General features: G+C 58.2%; 19 protein-coding genes. 6 read left to right on the top strand and 13 right to left on the bottom strand.

Annotated elements, in window-relative coordinates:
- The first annotated feature begins 132 nt into the window (after nt 1–132).
- From LA5095_RS27570 to LA5095_RS27580, 3 genes are all read left to right on the top strand, one after another.
- Nucleotides 133–873 carry an SDR family oxidoreductase gene (locus LA5095_RS27570; protein WP_055120983.1) on the top strand — a complete coding sequence of 247 codons (741 nt, stop codon included), beginning with the start codon at nt 133–135 and terminating at the stop codon, nt 871–873.
- 80 nt (nt 874–953) lie between these two features.
- The gene (locus LA5095_RS27575) at nt 954–1,298 is read left to right on the top strand and encodes a RidA family protein (protein WP_055120985.1); all 345 of its coding nucleotides are present in this window, start codon (nt 954–956) and stop codon (nt 1,296–1,298) included.
- A gap of 219 nt (nt 1,299–1,517) precedes the next feature.
- Nucleotides 1,518–2,177, top strand: a complete 660-nt coding sequence (locus tag LA5095_RS27580) for a glutathione S-transferase family protein (protein WP_208992888.1) — start codon at nt 1,518–1,520, stop codon at nt 2,175–2,177.
- A 133-nt stretch (nt 2,178–2,310) separates the two neighbouring features.
- Here the strand turns inward: LA5095_RS27580 and pcaD are convergent, their stop codons facing one another.
- The gene (gene pcaD, locus LA5095_RS27585; protein WP_055120987.1) at nt 2,311–3,108 is read right to left on the bottom strand and encodes a 3-oxoadipate enol-lactonase; all 798 of its coding nucleotides are present in this window, start codon (nt 3,106–3,108) and stop codon (nt 2,311–2,313) included.
- Complete coding sequence (locus tag LA5095_RS27590) at nt 3,105–4,211, bottom strand: LLM class flavin-dependent oxidoreductase (RefSeq protein ID WP_055120989.1); 1,107 nt, start codon at nt 4,209–4,211, stop codon at nt 3,105–3,107. Before LA5095_RS27590 ends, pcaD begins: the two co-directional genes overlap by 4 nt.
- Nucleotides 4,212–4,327: 116 nt before the next feature.
- On the opposite strand from LA5095_RS27590, the gene LA5095_RS27595 reads away from it, so the two are divergent.
- Nucleotides 4,328–5,230, top strand: a complete 903-nt coding sequence (locus LA5095_RS27595) for a LysR family transcriptional regulator (RefSeq protein WP_082442980.1) — start codon at nt 4,328–4,330, stop codon at nt 5,228–5,230.
- A 39-nt stretch (nt 5,231–5,269) separates the two neighbouring features.
- On the opposite strand, the gene LA5095_RS27600 is transcribed toward LA5095_RS27595, so the two are convergent.
- The 10 genes from LA5095_RS27600 to LA5095_RS27645 all read right to left on the bottom strand — a co-directional run bounded on the left by LA5095_RS27600 (nt 5,270) and on the right by LA5095_RS27645 (nt 14,286).
- Entirely contained in the window at nt 5,270–5,776 is a 507-nt protein-coding gene (locus LA5095_RS27600) for a flavin reductase family protein (protein ID WP_055121115.1), read from the bottom strand.
- 100 nt (nt 5,777–5,876) lie between these two features.
- Nucleotides 5,877–7,268, bottom strand: a complete 1,392-nt coding sequence (locus LA5095_RS27605) for an SLC13 family permease (RefSeq protein WP_055120993.1) — start codon at nt 7,266–7,268, stop codon at nt 5,877–5,879.
- A 9-nt stretch (nt 7,269–7,277) separates the two neighbouring features.
- Entirely contained in the window at nt 7,278–8,252 is a 975-nt protein-coding gene (locus LA5095_RS27610) for a quinone oxidoreductase family protein (RefSeq protein WP_208992889.1), read from the bottom strand.
- 26 nt (nt 8,253–8,278) lie between these two features.
- Nucleotides 8,279–8,584 carry a DUF1330 domain-containing protein gene (locus tag LA5095_RS27615; protein WP_055120995.1) on the bottom strand — a complete coding sequence of 102 codons (306 nt, stop codon included), beginning with the start codon at nt 8,582–8,584 and terminating at the stop codon, nt 8,279–8,281.
- Between the two features lie 16 nt (nt 8,585–8,600).
- Nucleotides 8,601–9,938: a TRAP transporter large permease gene (locus LA5095_RS27620; RefSeq protein ID WP_055120997.1), complete on the bottom strand. Its 1,338-nt coding sequence runs from the start codon at nt 9,936–9,938 to the stop codon at nt 8,601–8,603.
- A gap of 12 nt (nt 9,939–9,950) precedes the next feature.
- The gene (locus LA5095_RS27625) at nt 9,951–10,451 is read right to left on the bottom strand and encodes a TRAP transporter small permease (protein WP_055120999.1); all 501 of its coding nucleotides are present in this window, start codon (nt 10,449–10,451) and stop codon (nt 9,951–9,953) included.
- A 105-nt stretch (nt 10,452–10,556) separates the two neighbouring features.
- Complete coding sequence (locus LA5095_RS27630; RefSeq protein WP_055121001.1) at nt 10,557–11,618, bottom strand: C4-dicarboxylate TRAP transporter substrate-binding protein; 1,062 nt, start codon at nt 11,616–11,618, stop codon at nt 10,557–10,559.
- Nucleotides 11,619–11,708: 90 nt separating this feature from the next.
- The gene (locus LA5095_RS27635) at nt 11,709–12,188 is read right to left on the bottom strand and encodes a cupin domain-containing protein (RefSeq protein WP_055121008.1); all 480 of its coding nucleotides are present in this window, start codon (nt 12,186–12,188) and stop codon (nt 11,709–11,711) included.
- Nucleotides 12,189–12,205: 17 nt separating this feature from the next.
- The gene (locus LA5095_RS27640) at nt 12,206–13,129 is read right to left on the bottom strand and encodes a dihydrodipicolinate synthase family protein (protein WP_055121011.1); all 924 of its coding nucleotides are present in this window, start codon (nt 13,127–13,129) and stop codon (nt 12,206–12,208) included.
- Nucleotides 13,129–14,286, bottom strand: a complete 1,158-nt coding sequence (locus tag LA5095_RS27645; RefSeq protein WP_235808904.1) for a zinc-dependent alcohol dehydrogenase — start codon at nt 14,284–14,286, stop codon at nt 13,129–13,131. The genes LA5095_RS27640 and LA5095_RS27645 overlap by 1 nt, the downstream gene beginning before the upstream one ends.
- A 249-nt stretch (nt 14,287–14,535) precedes the next feature.
- Between LA5095_RS27645 and LA5095_RS27650 the strand changes: the two genes are divergently transcribed.
- Together LA5095_RS27650 and LA5095_RS27655 are read left to right on the top strand one after the other, a co-directional pair.
- A complete protein-coding gene (locus tag LA5095_RS27650) occupies nt 14,536–15,225 on the top strand; it encodes a FadR/GntR family transcriptional regulator (protein ID WP_055404477.1) in 690 nt (229 codons plus the stop codon).
- Nucleotides 15,226–15,287: 62 nt separating this feature from the next.
- Complete coding sequence (locus tag LA5095_RS27655) at nt 15,288–15,926, top strand: glutathione S-transferase family protein (RefSeq protein ID WP_055121016.1); 639 nt, start codon at nt 15,288–15,290, stop codon at nt 15,924–15,926.
- Between the two features lie 24 nt (nt 15,927–15,950).
- Here the strand turns inward: LA5095_RS27655 and LA5095_RS27660 are convergent, their stop codons facing one another.
- Entirely contained in the window at nt 15,951–16,886 is a 936-nt protein-coding gene (locus LA5095_RS27660; protein ID WP_055121018.1) for an AEC family transporter, read from the bottom strand.
- Between the last annotated feature and the right edge of the window lie 91 nt (nt 16,887–16,977).

Here is a 16,977-nt window from a genome sequence, read left to right on the forward strand (position 1 = left end):
CCTGGTGGTGACCAGGTCCCGGATCAGGTCCGTGACAGCATCCAGACGGCACCCTCGCGTCAACGCGGCAGGCAGCGCCGGACATTGCGCGACCCGAGCCTGGATGACGGAAGGAAAAGGCAGGAGAAACAAATGAGATTGCAGGGAAAAACGGCCATTGTCACCGGAGGTGCGTCGGGCTTCGGGGCTGGAATTGTACGCAAGTTTGCAGCAGAAGGCGCGAAGGTTCTGATCGCTGATCTCAATATGGACATGGCGGAGGAGATTGCAGGCGAAGTCAGAGGTGTCGCCATGAAAGTCGATGTGGCCAGCAATGCCAGTGTTCAGTCGCTGGCTGAAGCGGCAGCACACAGCATCGGCTCTGTCGACATTCTCGTGAACAACGCCGGGGTGACCCATCTTCCGATGCCCATGCAGGACGTGAGCGAGGAGGAGTTCGACAGGGTATTCGCGGTCAATTGCAAGTCGGTCTACCTGACCGCACGCCATTTTGTGCCATTGATGACCGCCGCAGGGACCGGTGCGATCTTGAATGTTGCGTCCACGGCCGGTCTCAGCCCGCGTCCGAGACTCAACTGGTACAATGCATCCAAGGGCTGGATGATCACAGCGACCAAGACGATGGCCGTGGAACTCGCACCTTCAGGGGTACGCGTCAATGCAATCTGCCCGGTTGCGGGTGAGACGCCCTTACTGAAGAGTTTCATGGGAGAAGACACACCCGAGATACGGGCGAAATTCCTGTCAACGATCCCGATTGGACGATTCTCGACACCGGAAGATATGGGCAATGCAGCCTGTTTCCTGTGTTCTGACGAAGCTGGAATGATCACGGGCGTTGCGATGGAAGTTGATGGTGGGCGTTGCGTGTGACAGAACCACACAAACCGAAGAAAGCAACGGCCATCGTGAGGCCGGCCAAGGTGTAACCGAAACAAGCATTTGAGGAAAAGATGATTGAACGCAAGCACGTCTCTGCCCGCATGAGCAAGATTGTGAAGCACAACGGCGTGGCCTATCTGTGCGGCCAGGTCGGAAACGCTGGCGACAGCGTTGCTGACCAGACAAGCGAATGCCTGTCCCGCGTCGACGTATTGCTTGAAGACGCCGGGTCTTCAAGAGAAAAAATGTTGCAGGTGGTTATCTGGCTTGCCGATATGTCGGACTTCGCCGAGATGAATGCAGTCTGGGACGCATGGGTTCCGGAGGGGTATGCACCGGCCCGTGCGTGTGGCGAAGCAAAGCTCGCAAGACCTGAACTCAAGGTGGAAATCATTGTCACGGCGGCATGTGACTGACTGCAAGAGTGTTTCCCCAAAACGGGTGACATTTCGAATTGGGTGAGGCCCTGCAGAATGCTGAACGAGATGACATGGCTGAGAAAACAATCGTGACGTCACTCGCCTCTGTATGACGGGCAATCAGTTTGGGTCTTTCGATCACGTCTTTGTTTGAAAAAGGGGTTTGTCAACGGCGCGGAAAGGGTCAGTATCCCGAAGCTTCGCTTGGGAAGCGGCATGAGTGTTTACAGGGATACTGAAAAAATGATCAAGGTACACGGCCGTATTTCGTCCGCCAACGTTCAGCCGGTGATCTGGTGCCTGGAAGAGCTCGGGGTTGAGTACGAGCGACTGGATGTCGGTGGCCCGTTCGGCGGCAATGACACCCCCGGGTATCTGGCAATGAATCCCCTCGGACTGGTGCCGGTTCTCGAACAGGATGGGCAGGCTTTGTCCGAATCCGCCACAATCCTGCGATACTTGATGCGCCGCTACGGTGGCCATCCGGCCGACCCCATGGCCGCTGCACAGATCGAGCGCTGGGGGGACATGTCGAGGCAGCATATTTACACACCCCTGATCCCGACAATATTCTGGCAGACCATCCGGACACCGGCGAATGAACGCGACAATGCAGCCGTTGCGAGTGCGGCCGGCGTGCTCAGGCAATCGATGCAGATCGTTCAGGATATGATCGAAGGGGCCTTCATCGGCGGCGATTCGCTGAACCTGGCTGACTTCCAGATTGGCAGTCTTCTTTACCGCTACTACGAGCTCGAATTTGAGCGGGCAGACCTGCCGGGCCTGCGCGCCTATTATGATCGTTTGTGCGATCGGCCCGCGTACCGTGACTTCGTCATGATCGATTTCATGGGCATGAAGGTTCCAGGCGCCTGACAACGGTTACCTGCCAGGCAAAAAAAGAGGCCGCCCGGTGGGGTGGGCGGCCCGAAGTCGAATTGCGGGGTAGAGGGAATTTTCCGGACCGGCCCCGCATATCGGTCCAGAGAAAATCTGCATCGGCTCCGGCTCAGCCACCTTCAGTCAGAAAATCCAATACGGCACGGTTAAAGGCTTGCGGTGCGTTGATGTTGGCAACGTGAGCCGCGTCCGGAATCTCGACGTATCGTCCACCCGGCGTCGCATCGGCCATCGCACGCATGACGTCCGGCGCAGCGCCCTTGTCGTGGCTGCCGCCCACATAAAGGGTCGGAATAGTGATCTTGTGGAGGTGCCGGTAGTAGTCAAGACCTTGCAACGCCCGGCAATTCGAAATGTAACCTTCCGGTTCGTGAGACAGGATCATGCGCTGAATTTGCCCGGCCGCTTGTGGATTGGCCTCGATCCAGTCAGGTGTGAACCACGTTGCCATCGTTCCTTCGACGATCCCCGCCATGCCGTTTTCTTCGACCTTGCCGATTCGATCGTCCCACATGGCCCTGAAGGGCGGCGGCGCGTCCGAACGCCCGTCTGCACAGACCACGCGCTCGATCCGCTCCGGATACGTGATAGCAAGTCCGAGCCCCGTCATGCCGCCTTTGGAAAGACCCATGAATCGGGCCGTTTCAATTCCCAGTTTGTCCATCAGGCCGATCACGTCGCCAACAAGCTGATCAAAGGTGTAAGGACCTGGTGGAACGTCTGATTTGCCGTGACCGCGCGTATCATATCGCAGCACCTGAAAATGTTTTCCGAGCTCGGGAATTTGCGGGTCCCACATCTCCGCACTTGCACCGAGAGAATTCGACAGGATCAGCCAGGGTGCGCCTTTGGGGCCGTCTATATAGGTTTGAAGGCTATGATTGCCGAGATCGACGCGTCCCGTCATTGCGCAGCCTGCGTTTTGGAGGAAATGGCGGCGTTGAACGCGGGTTTCACCTTTTCGGCCAGCAGGACCATTGAGCGTCTGCCAAGTTCCGGATCGACCCAGTCCTTGCCGGCATAAAGCAATATGCCGAAGTCGCCGACGGTCTCCCTGTATGCCAGGAGGTCATCGGTCACCTTGTCGGGTGTTCCCCAGGTGACCAGGTTTTCCAGGACACTCTCCAGCGTAACTTCCTCGTCGGGCTGATCGCGGTGTGTCTTGAAAAGGCCAAGGCGGTTGTTCTTGCGCATCTTGGTGAGGATCTGCTTGTAGTAGAACCGGTACGGACTGTCCGGGCCGAGTGCATATTCACGGGCGGTGTCCAGATCGTCGGCAACAAAGACAGACCTTGCAACACGCCAATTCTCGGTCAGCGCGGGCCGACCGATCCGCTCGCAGCCCTCGACATATTTCGGCCAGTGGCTGGCGACCCACTGAGGCATCAGAAAGTTCGCGCTGATCGGATCCCAGCCTCGGGCGGCCGCCTCTGTGACGCCCTTGGAAAACGGTGCGACGGCAGTCACGACGATGGGCGGATGCGGTCGCTGCAGAGGCTTCGGCATGATGCCCTGGCCGATTTCGGCCATGCTGGTGCGTTCGGTCGTGATCTTCCAGTGCTTGCCTTCGATGTTGTAGGGCGCTTCACCTTCCCAGATCTTCAGGACGGTGTTGATGCCTTCCAGAAACATTTCGTTGCGGTCAGCGTCCAGATTGCCGAAAACTTCCGCGTCAGACAGGAGACCTCCAGGCGAAATGCCGAAATTGAACCTGCCGTCCAGCATGTGATCAAGCATGGCGACCTGAGCTGCAACGGCCGCCGGATGGGCATTGGGCATGTTTACCGTACCGGTTCCAAGGCGCATGTTTTTGACGGCGCTCGCCAGCGAAGCGATGAACATGGCGCAGGAAGTGATGTTTTCGGCCTGGTCGGTGACATGCTCACCACAATAAGCTTCCGTGAAACCCAACTCGTCCGCGAGCAGGAAAGCTTCCCTGTCTTCCTTGAGCGTCAACCGCCAGTCTTTATCCAGCGGGTGGATCGGCATCGTAAAGAAACCGAGTTCCATGGGCCTTCTCCTCCAAAGCGCGTGTCATTGATCTGGATCAAACTTTATTCCGGGGCTGGTGTTTGGGAAAATTATAAGTACTAAACTGAGTTATCAAGAAATCTAATGAGGTTCGGATGATATCACTCCGGCAAATGCGGTCAGTTGTTGCAGTCGCTGAAGAGGGGTCTTTTACGCGGGCTGCGGCGCGGGAGAATGCGACCCAGTCTGGAATTTCACAGCATGTCGCGGCCGTTGAGGATGTCCTGGGAATTCGGCTTTTCGAGCGGACAAGCGACGGTGTGCTTCTGACACCTGCCGGAAACCGGTATTATCAGAAAGTGCTGGCGGTCTTGCGCGGTGCCGAGGAGGCGATCATTGATGCCCGGAACCGGCGGGATACGCTTTCAGGCGTCGTGCACGCCGGGATCATGCCGGTGCTTGCCCGGGCAGCTCTTGCGCCGGCACTGGATCACATGGCCTGTCACCATCCCGATGTGTCGATCCACATCATCGAGGGCTATAGCGGTGCGTTGACAGACAGTGTCAAGGCGGAAGAGCTTGATTTTGCGATTGTTCCCGCCTTCGGAGGCGCTGTGGGCCTGAATGTGCGCCATCTTGCACAGGACCGGGAAATGATAGTTGGCGGGGTTCAAAGTGGAGTCGTGCACGGCAAGCCGGCGCGCCTGCAGGATCTTGCCCCCTTGAAGCTGGTTACGCCTTCAAGCATCAACATTCGCAAGACACGCATCGAGGAGTATCTCGCTACCCATTCCATTCGCGTGGAACGGATCATGGAACTGGATGCAATGCTCGGCACGCTCGATTTTGTCGCCCGCTCGGACTGGGTAACGATCCTGCCGGGCGTCATTTGTGCCCCGGACAGGGACGGATCGGTGCGCCGGATCGCCCCGCTGGACCAGCCGCCGCTCTTCCTGGAATTCGTCCAGATCGAACCCGCCCGCCGCCCGCTGTCTGCGCAGGCACAGGTTTTTCTGGAAGAGTTGAAGAAGGAAGTCGCCAAACTCGTTGCGCGGTAAGTGATTGGGCACCGATTTGCGATCAGCGGCAGCGTCCGGCTAGTCGACGGTAAAAGCGCCGAGTTGGCCTTTGCCGAAGGCGAGTGGGGTTTTTTCGCTGCTCATGTGGGCAACGACCCGGCCAATGAAGATTTCATGGTCTCCGCCTTCGTGAACGGCATGTGTCTCGCATTCGAGTGAGGCCGCGCAGCCGGCGATGCAAGGGACACCGTGAGTTCCTGCAGTCCACTCCAGTCCCGAAAACCGGTCCCTCTCGGCGCTGGCAAACAGTTTGCAAAGTTCCGCCTGTTCAGCTGAAAGGATGTTGATCGCAAATCCCGGATGCGCCCTGTATTCTGGAAGGCTGCCGGCCTTGCGGGCAAGGCTCCAAAGGACCAGAGGCGGGTCCATTGAGACGGAATTGAAGGAACTGATGGTTACGCCGACAGGATCTCCTGTTCTCGACAGCGTGGTTGCAATCGCAACACCAGTCGGAAAGCAGGACAGCGTCTGGCGCAGCGCTTTCGGGTCGATGGCAAAGTCTTTGGAACCGGTCATTGCGTTCATTGATCCCCTCCTTTGGTTGCCTTCGAACATAGTGAGGTGCGACATTATGACAAATTATAAGATGTGATCACGAAGATCAGAATTATTGATATTTCGATGTTCACCCATGCGCGGGCAACAAGCCCGTAAACTGCCACCAGAAAATTGTCAGTGGCAGCCCCAAAAGCACAACGGCGGCAAAAAGTGCCAGGCAGATCCGGGTTAGCAACCCGGTGGAGATATCGGCAAGCGACATGGCAATGAGAAGTGGAGGTGCCTGGTAGGGCAGAAGCGGGCTCGCAATCCCGATCATCTGGACCATTGCGACAGTTACGATCGGCAAACCGGTCGCCGTTGCCAGCGGTTCGGCAAACGGCGCAAGAACGAGCGGTGCAGCCGGTGCCGTTGTCAGATGCGACAACACGACGGAAAACCCGAATACGGCATAGATGTTCCAGAAATCCCGACCCGGCTCCAAGGCCAGCTTCCCGATCAGTGTATTGGCCAGCGCAACATCCAGACCGACGTGACGGGCAAGCGCGCTGACGCAAAAGATCGCGCTGAACAGCAGTGCCGGTGTGAGGTCAATCTTGTCCTTCATCGCGGACTTGGGAAGAATTTCCATCTTCGGCCAGAGCACGAGAGTGGCAACCGCGAGTGCGATCCAGGCTGGCTGGATACCGTGCGCGAAGTCGCTCGCCCAGAGCGTGATTGCGCACACGAGCAGCACGAGAAGACGTGTCTGGGGTGCCGTCAGCTTTGCTCCGGCGCCGGGCTGGAGGTGTTGGGGATCGGGTTTGTCCGTGCTGAACCGCCACAAGACGGCCAGAAGGACGGCAAAGCGCAGCAGATTGACCGGAAACTGGGCCAGAAAATAACCGGAATAGGTCGTTTTCAGGCCATACAGGCTTTCCAGAGCGCCAAACTGGACGATTGTCGGCAGGTTGGCCGTGTAGATGGCGTAAGTCGGCAACAAGGTGCTGACGGCAGCTGTGGCACAAAGGCCCATCGTCCCGCGGCTTCCGGCCGGAAAACCAAGAGAAGTGCCAAGTGATACGGCGACCGGGATCAGGATCAGAACGCGTGGAATGGTGGAGGGAATGAGAATACCAAGCAGGAACCCGGCTGTTGCCACGACCAGAACGGCCCTCTGATAGGACAGGCCCGAAAGCGCGAGCATCCGGTTCGAGATTTGCGTCCCGAGTCCCGTGGTAACGACCGCGACCCCCAGTACGATGCCTCCGACGAGAAGCCAGAATCCCCCTGACGCAAGTCCTGAAAAGACGATTCCGGCCGGTGCGACCGCAACGGCGAGGCTGATCAGAAACACCAGCAGGGTGGCCACGATGTCGGGGACGACCCGTGTCGCGAACAGGGCGATCGAAAAGAGCCCGGTCCCGGCTACGAGAAAGAGATCTTGCCGTGTTGCCTCCGACTGGAACCCAAAGGCCATCAGGGTCGCGGCAGCGAGAGCCGCGACAATCAATGCTGCTGGGGCAAGGGAGAGTTTCACTGACAGGCCCTAGGGCAACAGCAGGGACGACCCCGTCGTTGTTCCCGCCTCCAGTGCCCTGTGCGCCTCGACAACATCCCTGAGCGGCCATGTCTGGTTGATGTTCACCGACAGATGACCCGCCAGGATCATGTTGAACACCCGGTTTGCCGAGTGCTCGAGATCCGCACGCGGGCCGACATAGTTCGCAAGCGTCGGGCGGGTGAAATAGAGCGAACCGGCCTTCTGCAACAGGCTGGGCGGAACGGGGGGAGCCTCTCCGGTCGTTGCACCGAAGGAAACGAACATGCCGTAAGTGGCAAGCGAAGCGATGGAAGTATCGAATGTTGCCTTGCCGATACTGTCATAGACCACCGAAACGCCCTTGCCATCCGTCAGCTGGTTGACGCGTTCCGCGATGTTTTCCGATGTCCGGTCGATCGCGTCCGTGTAGCCCAGTTTTCTGATCGTTGCACAGCTCTCCGCACCGGAGGTGACGCCGATCATCCGGGCACCAAGATATTTGCCCCACTGGCCGGCAAGCTGGCCGACGCCTCCGGAGGCGGCAAAGAACAGGACATCCTGCCCGGACTGGACCTTGAAGCAGCGTTCCAGCAGATACTCAGCGGTCATGCCCTTCATCAGGACGGCGGCGGCAGTCTGGTCCGTGATGCCATCGGGTATCTTCAGAATGCGTGCAGATGGTGCGTTGCGCACTGTCGCGTAAGCGCCCAGCACGCCGCCATAGACGACGCGGTCGCCGACGCTGAACCCTTCCACCTCGGGGCCGAGTGCCGTGATCCGGCCGGCGGCCTCAAGTCCGAGCGGGCTCGGAATGACGAGCGGGTAGTGACCTGAGCGCTGATAAATGTCCATGTAGTTCAGGCCGATGGCCGTCTGCTCGATCTGGACTTCGCCCTTTCCTGGTGGTGGAACGTCGAAGGGTTCCATCTTCATGACTTCGGGCGCTCCTTGCCCGGTCAGCATGATACGTTGCGCCTGCATGGCGGTCTCCGATGTGTTAAAAGTGATCAGACGGTTGCATCCCCGGATTCAACGACGACGGTCTGAACTTCACCGGCCCCGTTCGCCCTTCGATGGGCAGCTGCCTTTTGGTACTCATCCGACTTGAAGCAATTGACGCCGGCTTCAAGTGTCGGGAATTCTATGACCACGAAACGATGGAAATGATCTGGTCCTTCCATTATCTCGTAGTCACCGCCGCGCGCAAGAACCTTGCCTCCATGATCCGCGATGATATCCGGAACAAGGTCGGTGTATTTCTTGTATTCGACCGGATCGTTGATCCTGGCGCGCGCCATCCAGTAAGCGGGCATGTTTTCCTCCGGTAATCTACATCAGGGTTTCAGGGAGCCAGTTGGCGATTTGCGGAAAGGCGATCAGCAGGATGGCGGCAAACAGCATGATCCCCCAATAGGGGATCGAACTGAGAAAGATTTCCTGCACACCGACCTCGGGGTCCTCGATGGCTGCCTTGACCGTGTAGACAAGCAGCCCGAATGGCGGGGTCAGGAGCCCGGCCTCGATGGCCAGGATACCGACGATCGCAAAACTCAGACGGTCGAAACCAAAGGCAACCGCGATAGGTTCGACGATCGGAACCGTCAGCAGCATGATCGAGATACTGTCAATGACCATGCCCAGAATGAACCAGATCAGCAGGATGACGGTCAGTACCTGCCATGCCTCCAGTCCGGAAGAGATGAAATACTCGCGAATAGCTGTTGTCACGCCGGTCATGGCCAGCGTCCGGGAATAGAGCGCTGCGCAGAACAACAGGATCAAGATTGGGGCCGCGGTCTTGCCGACGGCATAGACTGCTTGCATGAATTGCGGCCAGGTCAGTCCCTTCGTCATGGCGAACAGCAGGGCCAGTGCCGCTCCGGCTCCGGCACCTTCCGTCGGAGTGAAAATTCCGAACCAAATGCCGCCAAGCACGGCAAGGATGATGCCGAAGACGCCGGTCATGCTGGACAGGAACTGGCCGGTGCTCATCTCGACCCGGTCGGCGGCAGCTTCCCGCTGCTGTGAACCGGAACGGTTTTCGCCGACAACCTCCGGGTTCATGATGGCCGAAACGATTATGTAGCCGAGGAACAGACTTGCCAGCAGGATGCCGGGTAGAACGCCCGCAAGAAAAAGTCGGCCGATCGACTGCTCGGTCAGGATGCCCCAGACAATCATCAGCACGGACGGCGGGATCAGCATGCCAAGGCAGCTGGAACCCGCGATTGCGCCGAGCGCGAAACCACGCCTGTAGTTGAAGGCTTTCATCTCCGGATAGGCAATACGTGAGAAGGCAGCAGCCGAGGCGATCGACACACCGGTCACAAAGGAGAAAATCGTATTGCCCAGAACGGTTGCTATGGCGAGGCGCCCGGGCAGGCGCCGGATGCCCCGGTTGATGCCATTGTAGACATCGGTGATCGCCCCGGATCGGCCGATAAATTCACCCATCAGCATGAAAAGCGGAATCACCGCGAAGGTAAAGTCGCGCAGAGCTTCCGCGGCAGTCGAGGCAACGGTAGCCTCCACGATGCGCATTTTGCCGGTCACCAGATAGATCCCGACCGCGCTGGAAATGCCCAGGGCGACGGCCACATGAACGCCGAGCAGTACAAGGCCCAGCAAACCTCCGATGACAATGAGGGCAGTCCCGAAATCAAACAAGAAGCTTTACCCTCATCGGAATTTCAGTCGGTCGGATAAGCCAAAGGCTTCGATAACCGCCAACAGGAGATAGTTGAAGGCAGCCAGGCCGCTGCCGAATATGATCGTGAATCGTGCCGGCCAGACCGGAACGCGCAAGGCGCCCTCGCCATCGAATTCGCCATTGGCAAAGGACCTGACTGCCGGTTTGATGCCGGCTTTCATCAGGAACAGGAAGAAGGCGGCTCCAAGAAGAAGGCCCAAAACCACGATGAATTTGCGGAGAGTCGGGTTGAAGGCGTCGATCAGGAAATCCGCCTGTAGCATCGACCCGGAGCGGACCGCAAACCCCAGCTGCAGGAAAACGATCATCACGACCGAATTGGCGACGATCTCCTTTGTGCCTTGCAGCGGCATGTTCAGCGCGCGGAAGATGATGTCCGCAAGAATGAAAAAACACAGGATAAACGCCCAGGCGGCGGCCAGGATCATGAGAAGTTTCGTAAGGCGGTCGGTCACCTTGATCAGGAACATGGATCTTCAGCCGTTTCGAAGGTCGGCCGCGGCAGGGCCGCATCGCCTGGAGGGAAAAGAGATGCTGCAGCCTGTCCGGCCGCAGCATCAGTTGGCTGCGCGTTGTTACTTGATCTCGTAGCGGACCGGCCAGTTGTAGCCACGGTCCTCGGCCTTATCGAGTACCAGGTTCAGCACCTGTTTGGCCGGCAGACCCTGGCCTTCTAGGTCATCGGCCATCTGTTGTGGCCAGTCCTTCAGGCTTTCCGCCCAGGCCTCGCGAACCGCCGGGTCTATTTCGGTCACCGTGATGAGTTCGCGCAGTTCTTCCACCAGCCGCGCGTATTCCTTCTGGTTCACGATCCCGGTCTGCTCTTCGTAGTCCGCCGCGACCTCGTGCAGGATCTCCTTAACGTCGTCGGGCAGTTCGTTGTAGGTATCCTGATTGATGGTAAGGCCGTGCCAGGTCATCGAGCCGAATCCGATCAGGGTATAGTAGGGACCCGGTTCATAGAGCTTGAGGTTTACCCATGCCGACGGGAACATGATCCAGCCTTCGTAAACGTTGGTATTCATTTCCGTATAGGCGGTGGCCAGCGACGACTGGACAGGCGAAACACCGGCGTATTTCAGCCAGTTCAGATTGAGCCCCGCCCCGGCGATCTTCTGGTCTTTCAGATCTGCAAGCTTTTCCCAGGAAAACGACGTGCCGAGATTGTAGCCGCCGTCGGCGATGCGGGACAGCAGGACCTGGTTGAACTTCTGCGGGAAGACATCCGTCAGATAGGGAACTTCGGCATAAACATCCTGGGCAATCTGCAGGGACTGAACCGGGTCCATCGTACCGAAGGGCATCATGACCTGGAACGCATGAAGCGGCAGATTGGACGGCTCGAAGCAGTAACACATACCGCCGATGTCGATGATGCCGTCCTGGACGCCTTCCAGAACTTCGGTGACCTTGACGATTGAACCGGAGTAGCCTTCCACGAAATTGATCGTGTGGTCGGTGCGTTCTTCGACGCGCCGTTTCAGTTCAGGCTGAAAATAGTCGATCATCAGCCCGGCATAAACGACACCGGGCGGGTGTCCGGAACCGATCCGCAGCGTGATTTCCTCGGCGATGGCCGAAGTGCCCGCCAAGGCAAGCGTTGTTGCCAAAGTGGCACTGGCGATTATCTTCTTCATGGTTTCCTCCCGTGAACATTGTTCAAATGCACCGGATCAGCGGTGCCACCGGGAGCCGGCCTTCTTGAACGGGGCCGGTCTCCCAATCCGTTACGCGGCTGTTGCGCCGGGGACCTGCAGCCGGACGCTGTCCGGCACCTCAAGGGGTGTATTCGGCCCATCGAGAAATTCGACGGTCGTGAACAGCAGTTCAGTGTCACCGATGTTTTCGACTGAATGGAGCATGTACTCGCCTTCTCCGTAGAAGAAATGCCTGGTTTCACCCTCGTAATGCTCGACATCCTTGATCTCGCCGCTGGAAAAGTACCCGCGCGCTTTCCCGGCCCTGTGCGCGGACCAGAAATACGGGTTTACGTGGCGATGGAACGGACAGCGTTTGCCCGGTGGCAGGCGAAGATGCCAGACGCGCACCTGGTCCGTTTCGGAAACCAGTGTGGATCCGACAACGCCATTGAACTCTTCGGTTTTCATTGCCCCGTAAAGACCTTCCGGCCAGTGGGCGAAAGCTGCGGGATCGGTTGCCGTCTCGATGTGGTTGGGTCCGGGCTTTGCCCGTTGGGCTTGTGCCATGGTCGTCTCCGTTGGAACTATTCTGCAGCGTCCCGCGCGCTGAGGAGCGCGTCCAGATCGGCGCGCAGCGCGGCTTTCTGACTGTCATTGAGTGCGACGAGTGGAGGTGCCATGCGTGTCCAGCTGTCGTCGCCCGCTCGCCAGGCTTCCAGTTGTTTCATCGCCGCCATCAAAGGGTATTTGGCGGCCGTGGCACGTGCGGCCTTGACGTGTTCAAAAGCCTGTTCTCGATTGTCCCCCGATGCGGTCAGCGCAGTGCGAACGATGTCACCGAAGGCGTTTGTCGATCCGGAAATGATGCCGGCACATTTTGCGTCCAGAGCATCGAAAACCATCGCTTCGCTGGAAGGATAGACGTCGAAGTCTCCATCGATGCCACCTGTGGCGTCTACAAATGCGGTGGACTGTGAAAAGTCTCCGCTTGAATCCTTCAGTCCGGCGATGATCGGCCCGAACTCCCCTTTCAGGCCTGCCACAAGCGTCGGAGACAGGGGCGTCATGGACATTTGCGGAAAGTGGTAGAGATAGATCCGCAATGCATCGGAATTCACCCGGTCGATCAGGCGTGCGTAGTAGGCATGGAGTCCCTCATCGCTCGGATTCTTGTAATAGAATGGCGGCAGGACCAGGACGTTCGGAAAGCCGGCTTCAAGCGAAGCGCGTGTATAGGCGACCGCATCGTCTGCTGCGCAGGCACCGGTTCCGAAAATCACCTGATCGGCGGCGAAACCGGCAGACGCGAAGGCGGCGGGAAGTGTCAGCCGGTCCTTTGCTGCTATGGAGTTGCCCTCGCCGGTCGTTCCCGTCGGTGCAATGCCGTCGCAACCGCCCTCGCTTACAAGGTGGCGGCAATAGGCGATCAGTTTGCCGGCATCCACACGGCCCTGATCGTCAAAGGGTGTTACGGCAGCGGCATAAATCCCGCGGCGGGCTTTTGACATCAAACAGCTCCTTCTGACGCAGCGTCTGCTGCCGCGTGACTATCTTTCATGGAAACGACCACCTTGATGGCATCGTCGATACGCTCGCGTGCGTATTTCAGTGCCGTGGGAAGGTCTTCCATGGGAAACGTGTGCGTATGGATCTTGGTGGCGTCGAACCGTTTCTCGGCCATGAAGGCCATGGCCCGGTGGGTGGCGGATCTGCCCTCGCCACGAATGCCGTAGAGATAGATGTTGTTGACCGCGAGATACCCCAGGTCGAATTCGACCGGCTTCTTCGGGAACGCGGCAAGACAGATCTTGCCGCCGCGGTTGGTCATGTGCACTGCCTGGTTGACCGTCGTTTCGCTGCCCGCGCAGTCGACCACGTAGTCGGCACCCTTGCCCCCGGTGAGGTCCATGATACGGGCAACGACGTCTTCGTTCCGCGCATCTATGGTAATGTCGGCGCCGAGTTCCAGGCCGATCCTGTTCCGGTTTTCGCGCGTCCCCACGAGAACCACTGGCGAAGCGCCGAGCGACTTGGCGACAGCAACAGCCAGGAGACCGATGGGGCCGGGGCCGATCACTACAACGCTTTCGCCGGCGACAAGTCCGCCCAGTTCGGTCAGGCCATACATCGAGGTTCCGGCGGTCACCACAAGTGTGGCTTCCTCGTCGGACATTGTGTCCGGCACCTTGATCATGGTGTTGATGTTGTTCACCGCATATTGGGCGAAGCCACCATTGGTCGTGAAGCCGTTGGCCCGGTGACCCTTGTCCTGATCGCCGTAGTTTTTGCCGTAGTTGTGGCATGAGGTGTACATGCCCATGCGGCAACGCTTGCATTGGCCGCACCCTGCATGGATCTCGACGGTGACCCGGTCTCCGACACTGAATTCGTCAACGCCCGGTCCAAGCGCCGCGATGGTCCCCATATATTCATGCCCCGGGGTGAAGTTCTTGTTGAATGGCGGGCCACCTTCGATCAGGGCCGGTGTTCCGTAAGTCAGGATTTCCAGATCGGTCGCGCAGATGGCAACGGCATCGATCCGGACCAGGGCTTCCGCCTTTCCGGGTACGGGAACGCCCTTGTCCACGAGTTTGATGTCGTCCGGATCGCCGAGAACCCAGGCTTTCATCATGGACGGGACGGTTGTTTCTGGCGGCGCGTTCACACGGTCCTCCCTGATTGAAGTGAGCAAGCCATCGAGGGTGTTTCAGCTGGTGCGAGCCACTGGAAACAATTGTTCGATGCGTTGCACCTCGAAATTGACATTGGTTAACCAATTTGGTGTGTTGGTTCTATAATTTCACGATAAAAATCGATCTGTAAAGAAAAAATCGATACTTGTCTCTGTTTTGCGAGTGTGGCTAAATTGGAATAGATCATTTTTGCCACGAAGTTTGAATGGTGAACCAAATTGGTGCTGGACTTGCAATCGCCTACGCTTCCCGTTCTGGATCTGGTCAGGGGCTGGCTCGATCAATCCGGGCTCCGTCCCGGCGGACGTTTGCCGCCGGAGCGGGAGCTGTGCGACACCCTCGGTGTTTCCAGGGGTGTTTTGCGAAAGGCCCTGACGGTGCTTGAAGCCGAAGGCGTTGTGCATAGAAAGGTCGGTAGAGGGACATTCCTCGGTGACGCCTACGCCGTGGCTGGAGCGTCATCTGAAAATCTGGTCTTTCTTGCTGATCGGACCAGCCCGCACGAGGCAATGGTTGCCCGACTTGTTCTGGAGCCCGAACTTACCGCCATGGCTGCGGTGCACGCCACCCCGCGCCAACTTGCCAGGCTGCGTGAGCTGACACTGGAAATGCGGTCTGCAACGTCCTGGCCGTCCTATGAGGAACTTGATTTCGCATTTCACACAGAGATTGCAGAGGCTGCGGGTAACACGTTGTTGAGCGAGCTTCACTGGCTGGTCAACAAGGTCCGCGTGTCGGTGGTCTGGTCACGTCTGGATGTACCCGAGGGCGGTCCTCCGCCTGATTACCACTCGTTCGCCGAGCACGAGGCCATCGTTGCCGCCCTGGAACGCCGGGATGTCGCGGGGGCCAAAAACGCCATGCGAACGCATTTGAAGTCTGTCCGGGCAACATTCCTGCCGGAAGACTGATATTCACCTGCGAGGGCAGGCCTGACTTTATTGAAGACTTCTGAAACCGAGAGGCATATCGCGTGATCGATTTTTATACCTGGACCACCCCGAACGGACGGAAGGTTTCAATCCTTCTGGAAGAACTTGGCGTCGACTATACCGCCTACGCGATCGATATTACGAAGGGCGAGCAGCACGAACCGGACTTTTTGAAGATCTCTCCAAACAACAGAATTCCGGCGATTGTCGACCACGAAACCGGCGTATCGATGATGGAAACCGGAGCGATCATGCTCTACCTCGCCGAGAAGTACGGCAAGTTCCTTCCGCAGGGAAGTGCCCGCTGGCCTGCGATCGAGTGGTTGATGTGGCAGATGGGCGGCCTCGGGCCGATGCTCGGACAGGTTCATCACTTCGTCAAATACAACAAGGGCAAGTCCGAATACGGAGAAGAGAGATACGCCACCGAGGGCCGTCGTCTCTACAAGGTCCTTAACACCCGCCTTCAGGACCGCGATTTCATCGCCGGTGACGGCCGCGGTGAATACTCCATCACCGACATGGCCTGCTGGCCATGGGTTTCCCGTTACGAGTGGCAGGAAATCGATCTCAACGAGTTTCCAAACGTCAGGGATTGGTACGTGCGGATAGCGGAGAGACCTGCGGTTCAGCGCGGGTATCACGTTCCGAAACACGTGAACGACATACCGATTCCGTAGGAATGAAAAATGCCCCTTGTCCCGTCACAGTCCGGAAATCAACGCAGACAGTATCTTGCCGATTGGAAGGTTCTGGTTCGCAATGCTGAGGCCGGCCCACAAGAGAGCGGGCAGGGCGGCAAATGTCATCAATGTCGAGGCAACAATCAGGCCGGCAACCTTTTCAGGATCCCGGCCGTAGCGCTCGGCAAAGACGTAGGTGACGATGGCCGACGGCATTGCCGCCATCAGGAACATGCTGCCTGCGACGGTACCCTTGGCGTCAAGCAAGGCAATCGTCGCAAGCCCTGCGACAATTCCGATGACGAGCCGCGCGCTTGCAAGCAGGATGGCCGTACCGATATCGCCGACCTGAAGGCGCGCAATGGCCGCGCCAAGCAGAATGACCATAACCGGGATCATCATGCCTCCGAGCAATCTGGTCGTCTCGCTGACGACTTCGGGTGGGTCGATCCCGGTTGCCTTGACAAGGAGAACAGCGGTTACAGACCAGACCAGCGGCTCTTTCAGCGTTCTTGTCAGGGAAAAGGTGCCGGCGGTCACGATCGGCATGACCGTGTATTGCAGGATTGCGATTACGAAGAAAAAAGCGACGCCGATGGCAAGACCTTCCTCGCCAAAGGCAAGAAGCACCACGGGAAGACCGATGTTTCCCGAATTGGGCATGGTCAGGCTCGGCAGGAAACTGCGCAGGTTGAAACCGGACACGATGAGAAAAACGGTCGCAAGGAACCCTGCCACGATGCTGGTACAGATGGCGCCGAAAGACATCTGGAAGAGCACTTCCTCCGGAAGGTCGGTGGACGTCAGCGACGAGAAGACCAGCGCTGGAGTGCCGACCATCATGACCAGCATGCTCATGCTTTTGGTTTCCAGATTCGGCCCTGCTTTCTGGATCCAGTAGCCGATCGCAGCCATCAGCAGTATCGGCGCGATGACGCCAACAAGTTCACCTGTCAAATCAATATCCCTCGGAAGTCCGATGCGATGGGCCGGGTGGGTCGCCGTTTGTTTGCGGAGTTGGATCTGACGGCAGGATCGCGGCTTGCGT

Source organism: Roseibium album (assembly GCF_001404515.1).
GTDB lineage: Bacteria > Pseudomonadota > Alphaproteobacteria > Rhizobiales > Stappiaceae > Roseibium > Roseibium album.

Excerpts from the sequence above, each read along its gene's own strand:
- LA5095_RS27590 (WP_055120989.1), bottom strand. The coding sequence starts at position 4,211 with ATGGAACTCGGTTTCTTTACGATGCCGATCCACCCGCTGGATAAAGAC.
- LA5095_RS27570 (WP_055120983.1), top strand. The coding sequence starts at position 133 with ATGAGATTGCAGGGAAAAACGGCCATTGTCACCGGAGGTGCGTCGGGC.
- LA5095_RS27595 (WP_082442980.1), top strand. The coding sequence starts at position 4,328 with ATGATATCACTCCGGCAAATGCGGTCAGTTGTTGCAGTCGCTGAAGAG.
- LA5095_RS27600 (WP_055121115.1), bottom strand. The coding sequence starts at position 5,776 with ATGAACGCAATGACCGGTTCCAAAGACTTTGCCATCGACCCGAAAGCG.
- LA5095_RS27640 (WP_055121011.1), bottom strand. The coding sequence starts at position 13,129 with ATGTCAAAAGCCCGCCGCGGGATTTATGCCGCTGCCGTAACACCCTTT.
- LA5095_RS27575 (WP_055120985.1), top strand. The coding sequence starts at position 954 with ATGATTGAACGCAAGCACGTCTCTGCCCGCATGAGCAAGATTGTGAAG.
- LA5095_RS27615 (WP_055120995.1), bottom strand. The coding sequence starts at position 8,584 with ATGCCCGCTTACTGGATGGCGCGCGCCAGGATCAACGATCCGGTCGAA.
- LA5095_RS27610 (WP_208992889.1), bottom strand. The coding sequence starts at position 8,252 with ATGCAGGCGCAACGTATCATGCTGACCGGGCAAGGAGCGCCCGAAGTC.
- pcaD (WP_055120987.1), bottom strand. The coding sequence starts at position 3,108 with ATGACGGGACGCGTCGATCTCGGCAATCATAGCCTTCAAACCTATATA.
- LA5095_RS27635 (WP_055121008.1), bottom strand. The coding sequence starts at position 12,188 with ATGGCACAAGCCCAACGGGCAAAGCCCGGACCCAACCACATCGAGACG.
- LA5095_RS27630 (WP_055121001.1), bottom strand. The coding sequence starts at position 11,618 with ATGAAGAAGATAATCGCCAGTGCCACTTTGGCAACAACGCTTGCCTTG.
- LA5095_RS27580 (WP_208992888.1), top strand. The coding sequence starts at position 1,518 with ATGAGTGTTTACAGGGATACTGAAAAAATGATCAAGGTACACGGCCGT.
- LA5095_RS27625 (WP_055120999.1), bottom strand. The coding sequence starts at position 10,451 with ATGTTCCTGATCAAGGTGACCGACCGCCTTACGAAACTTCTCATGATC.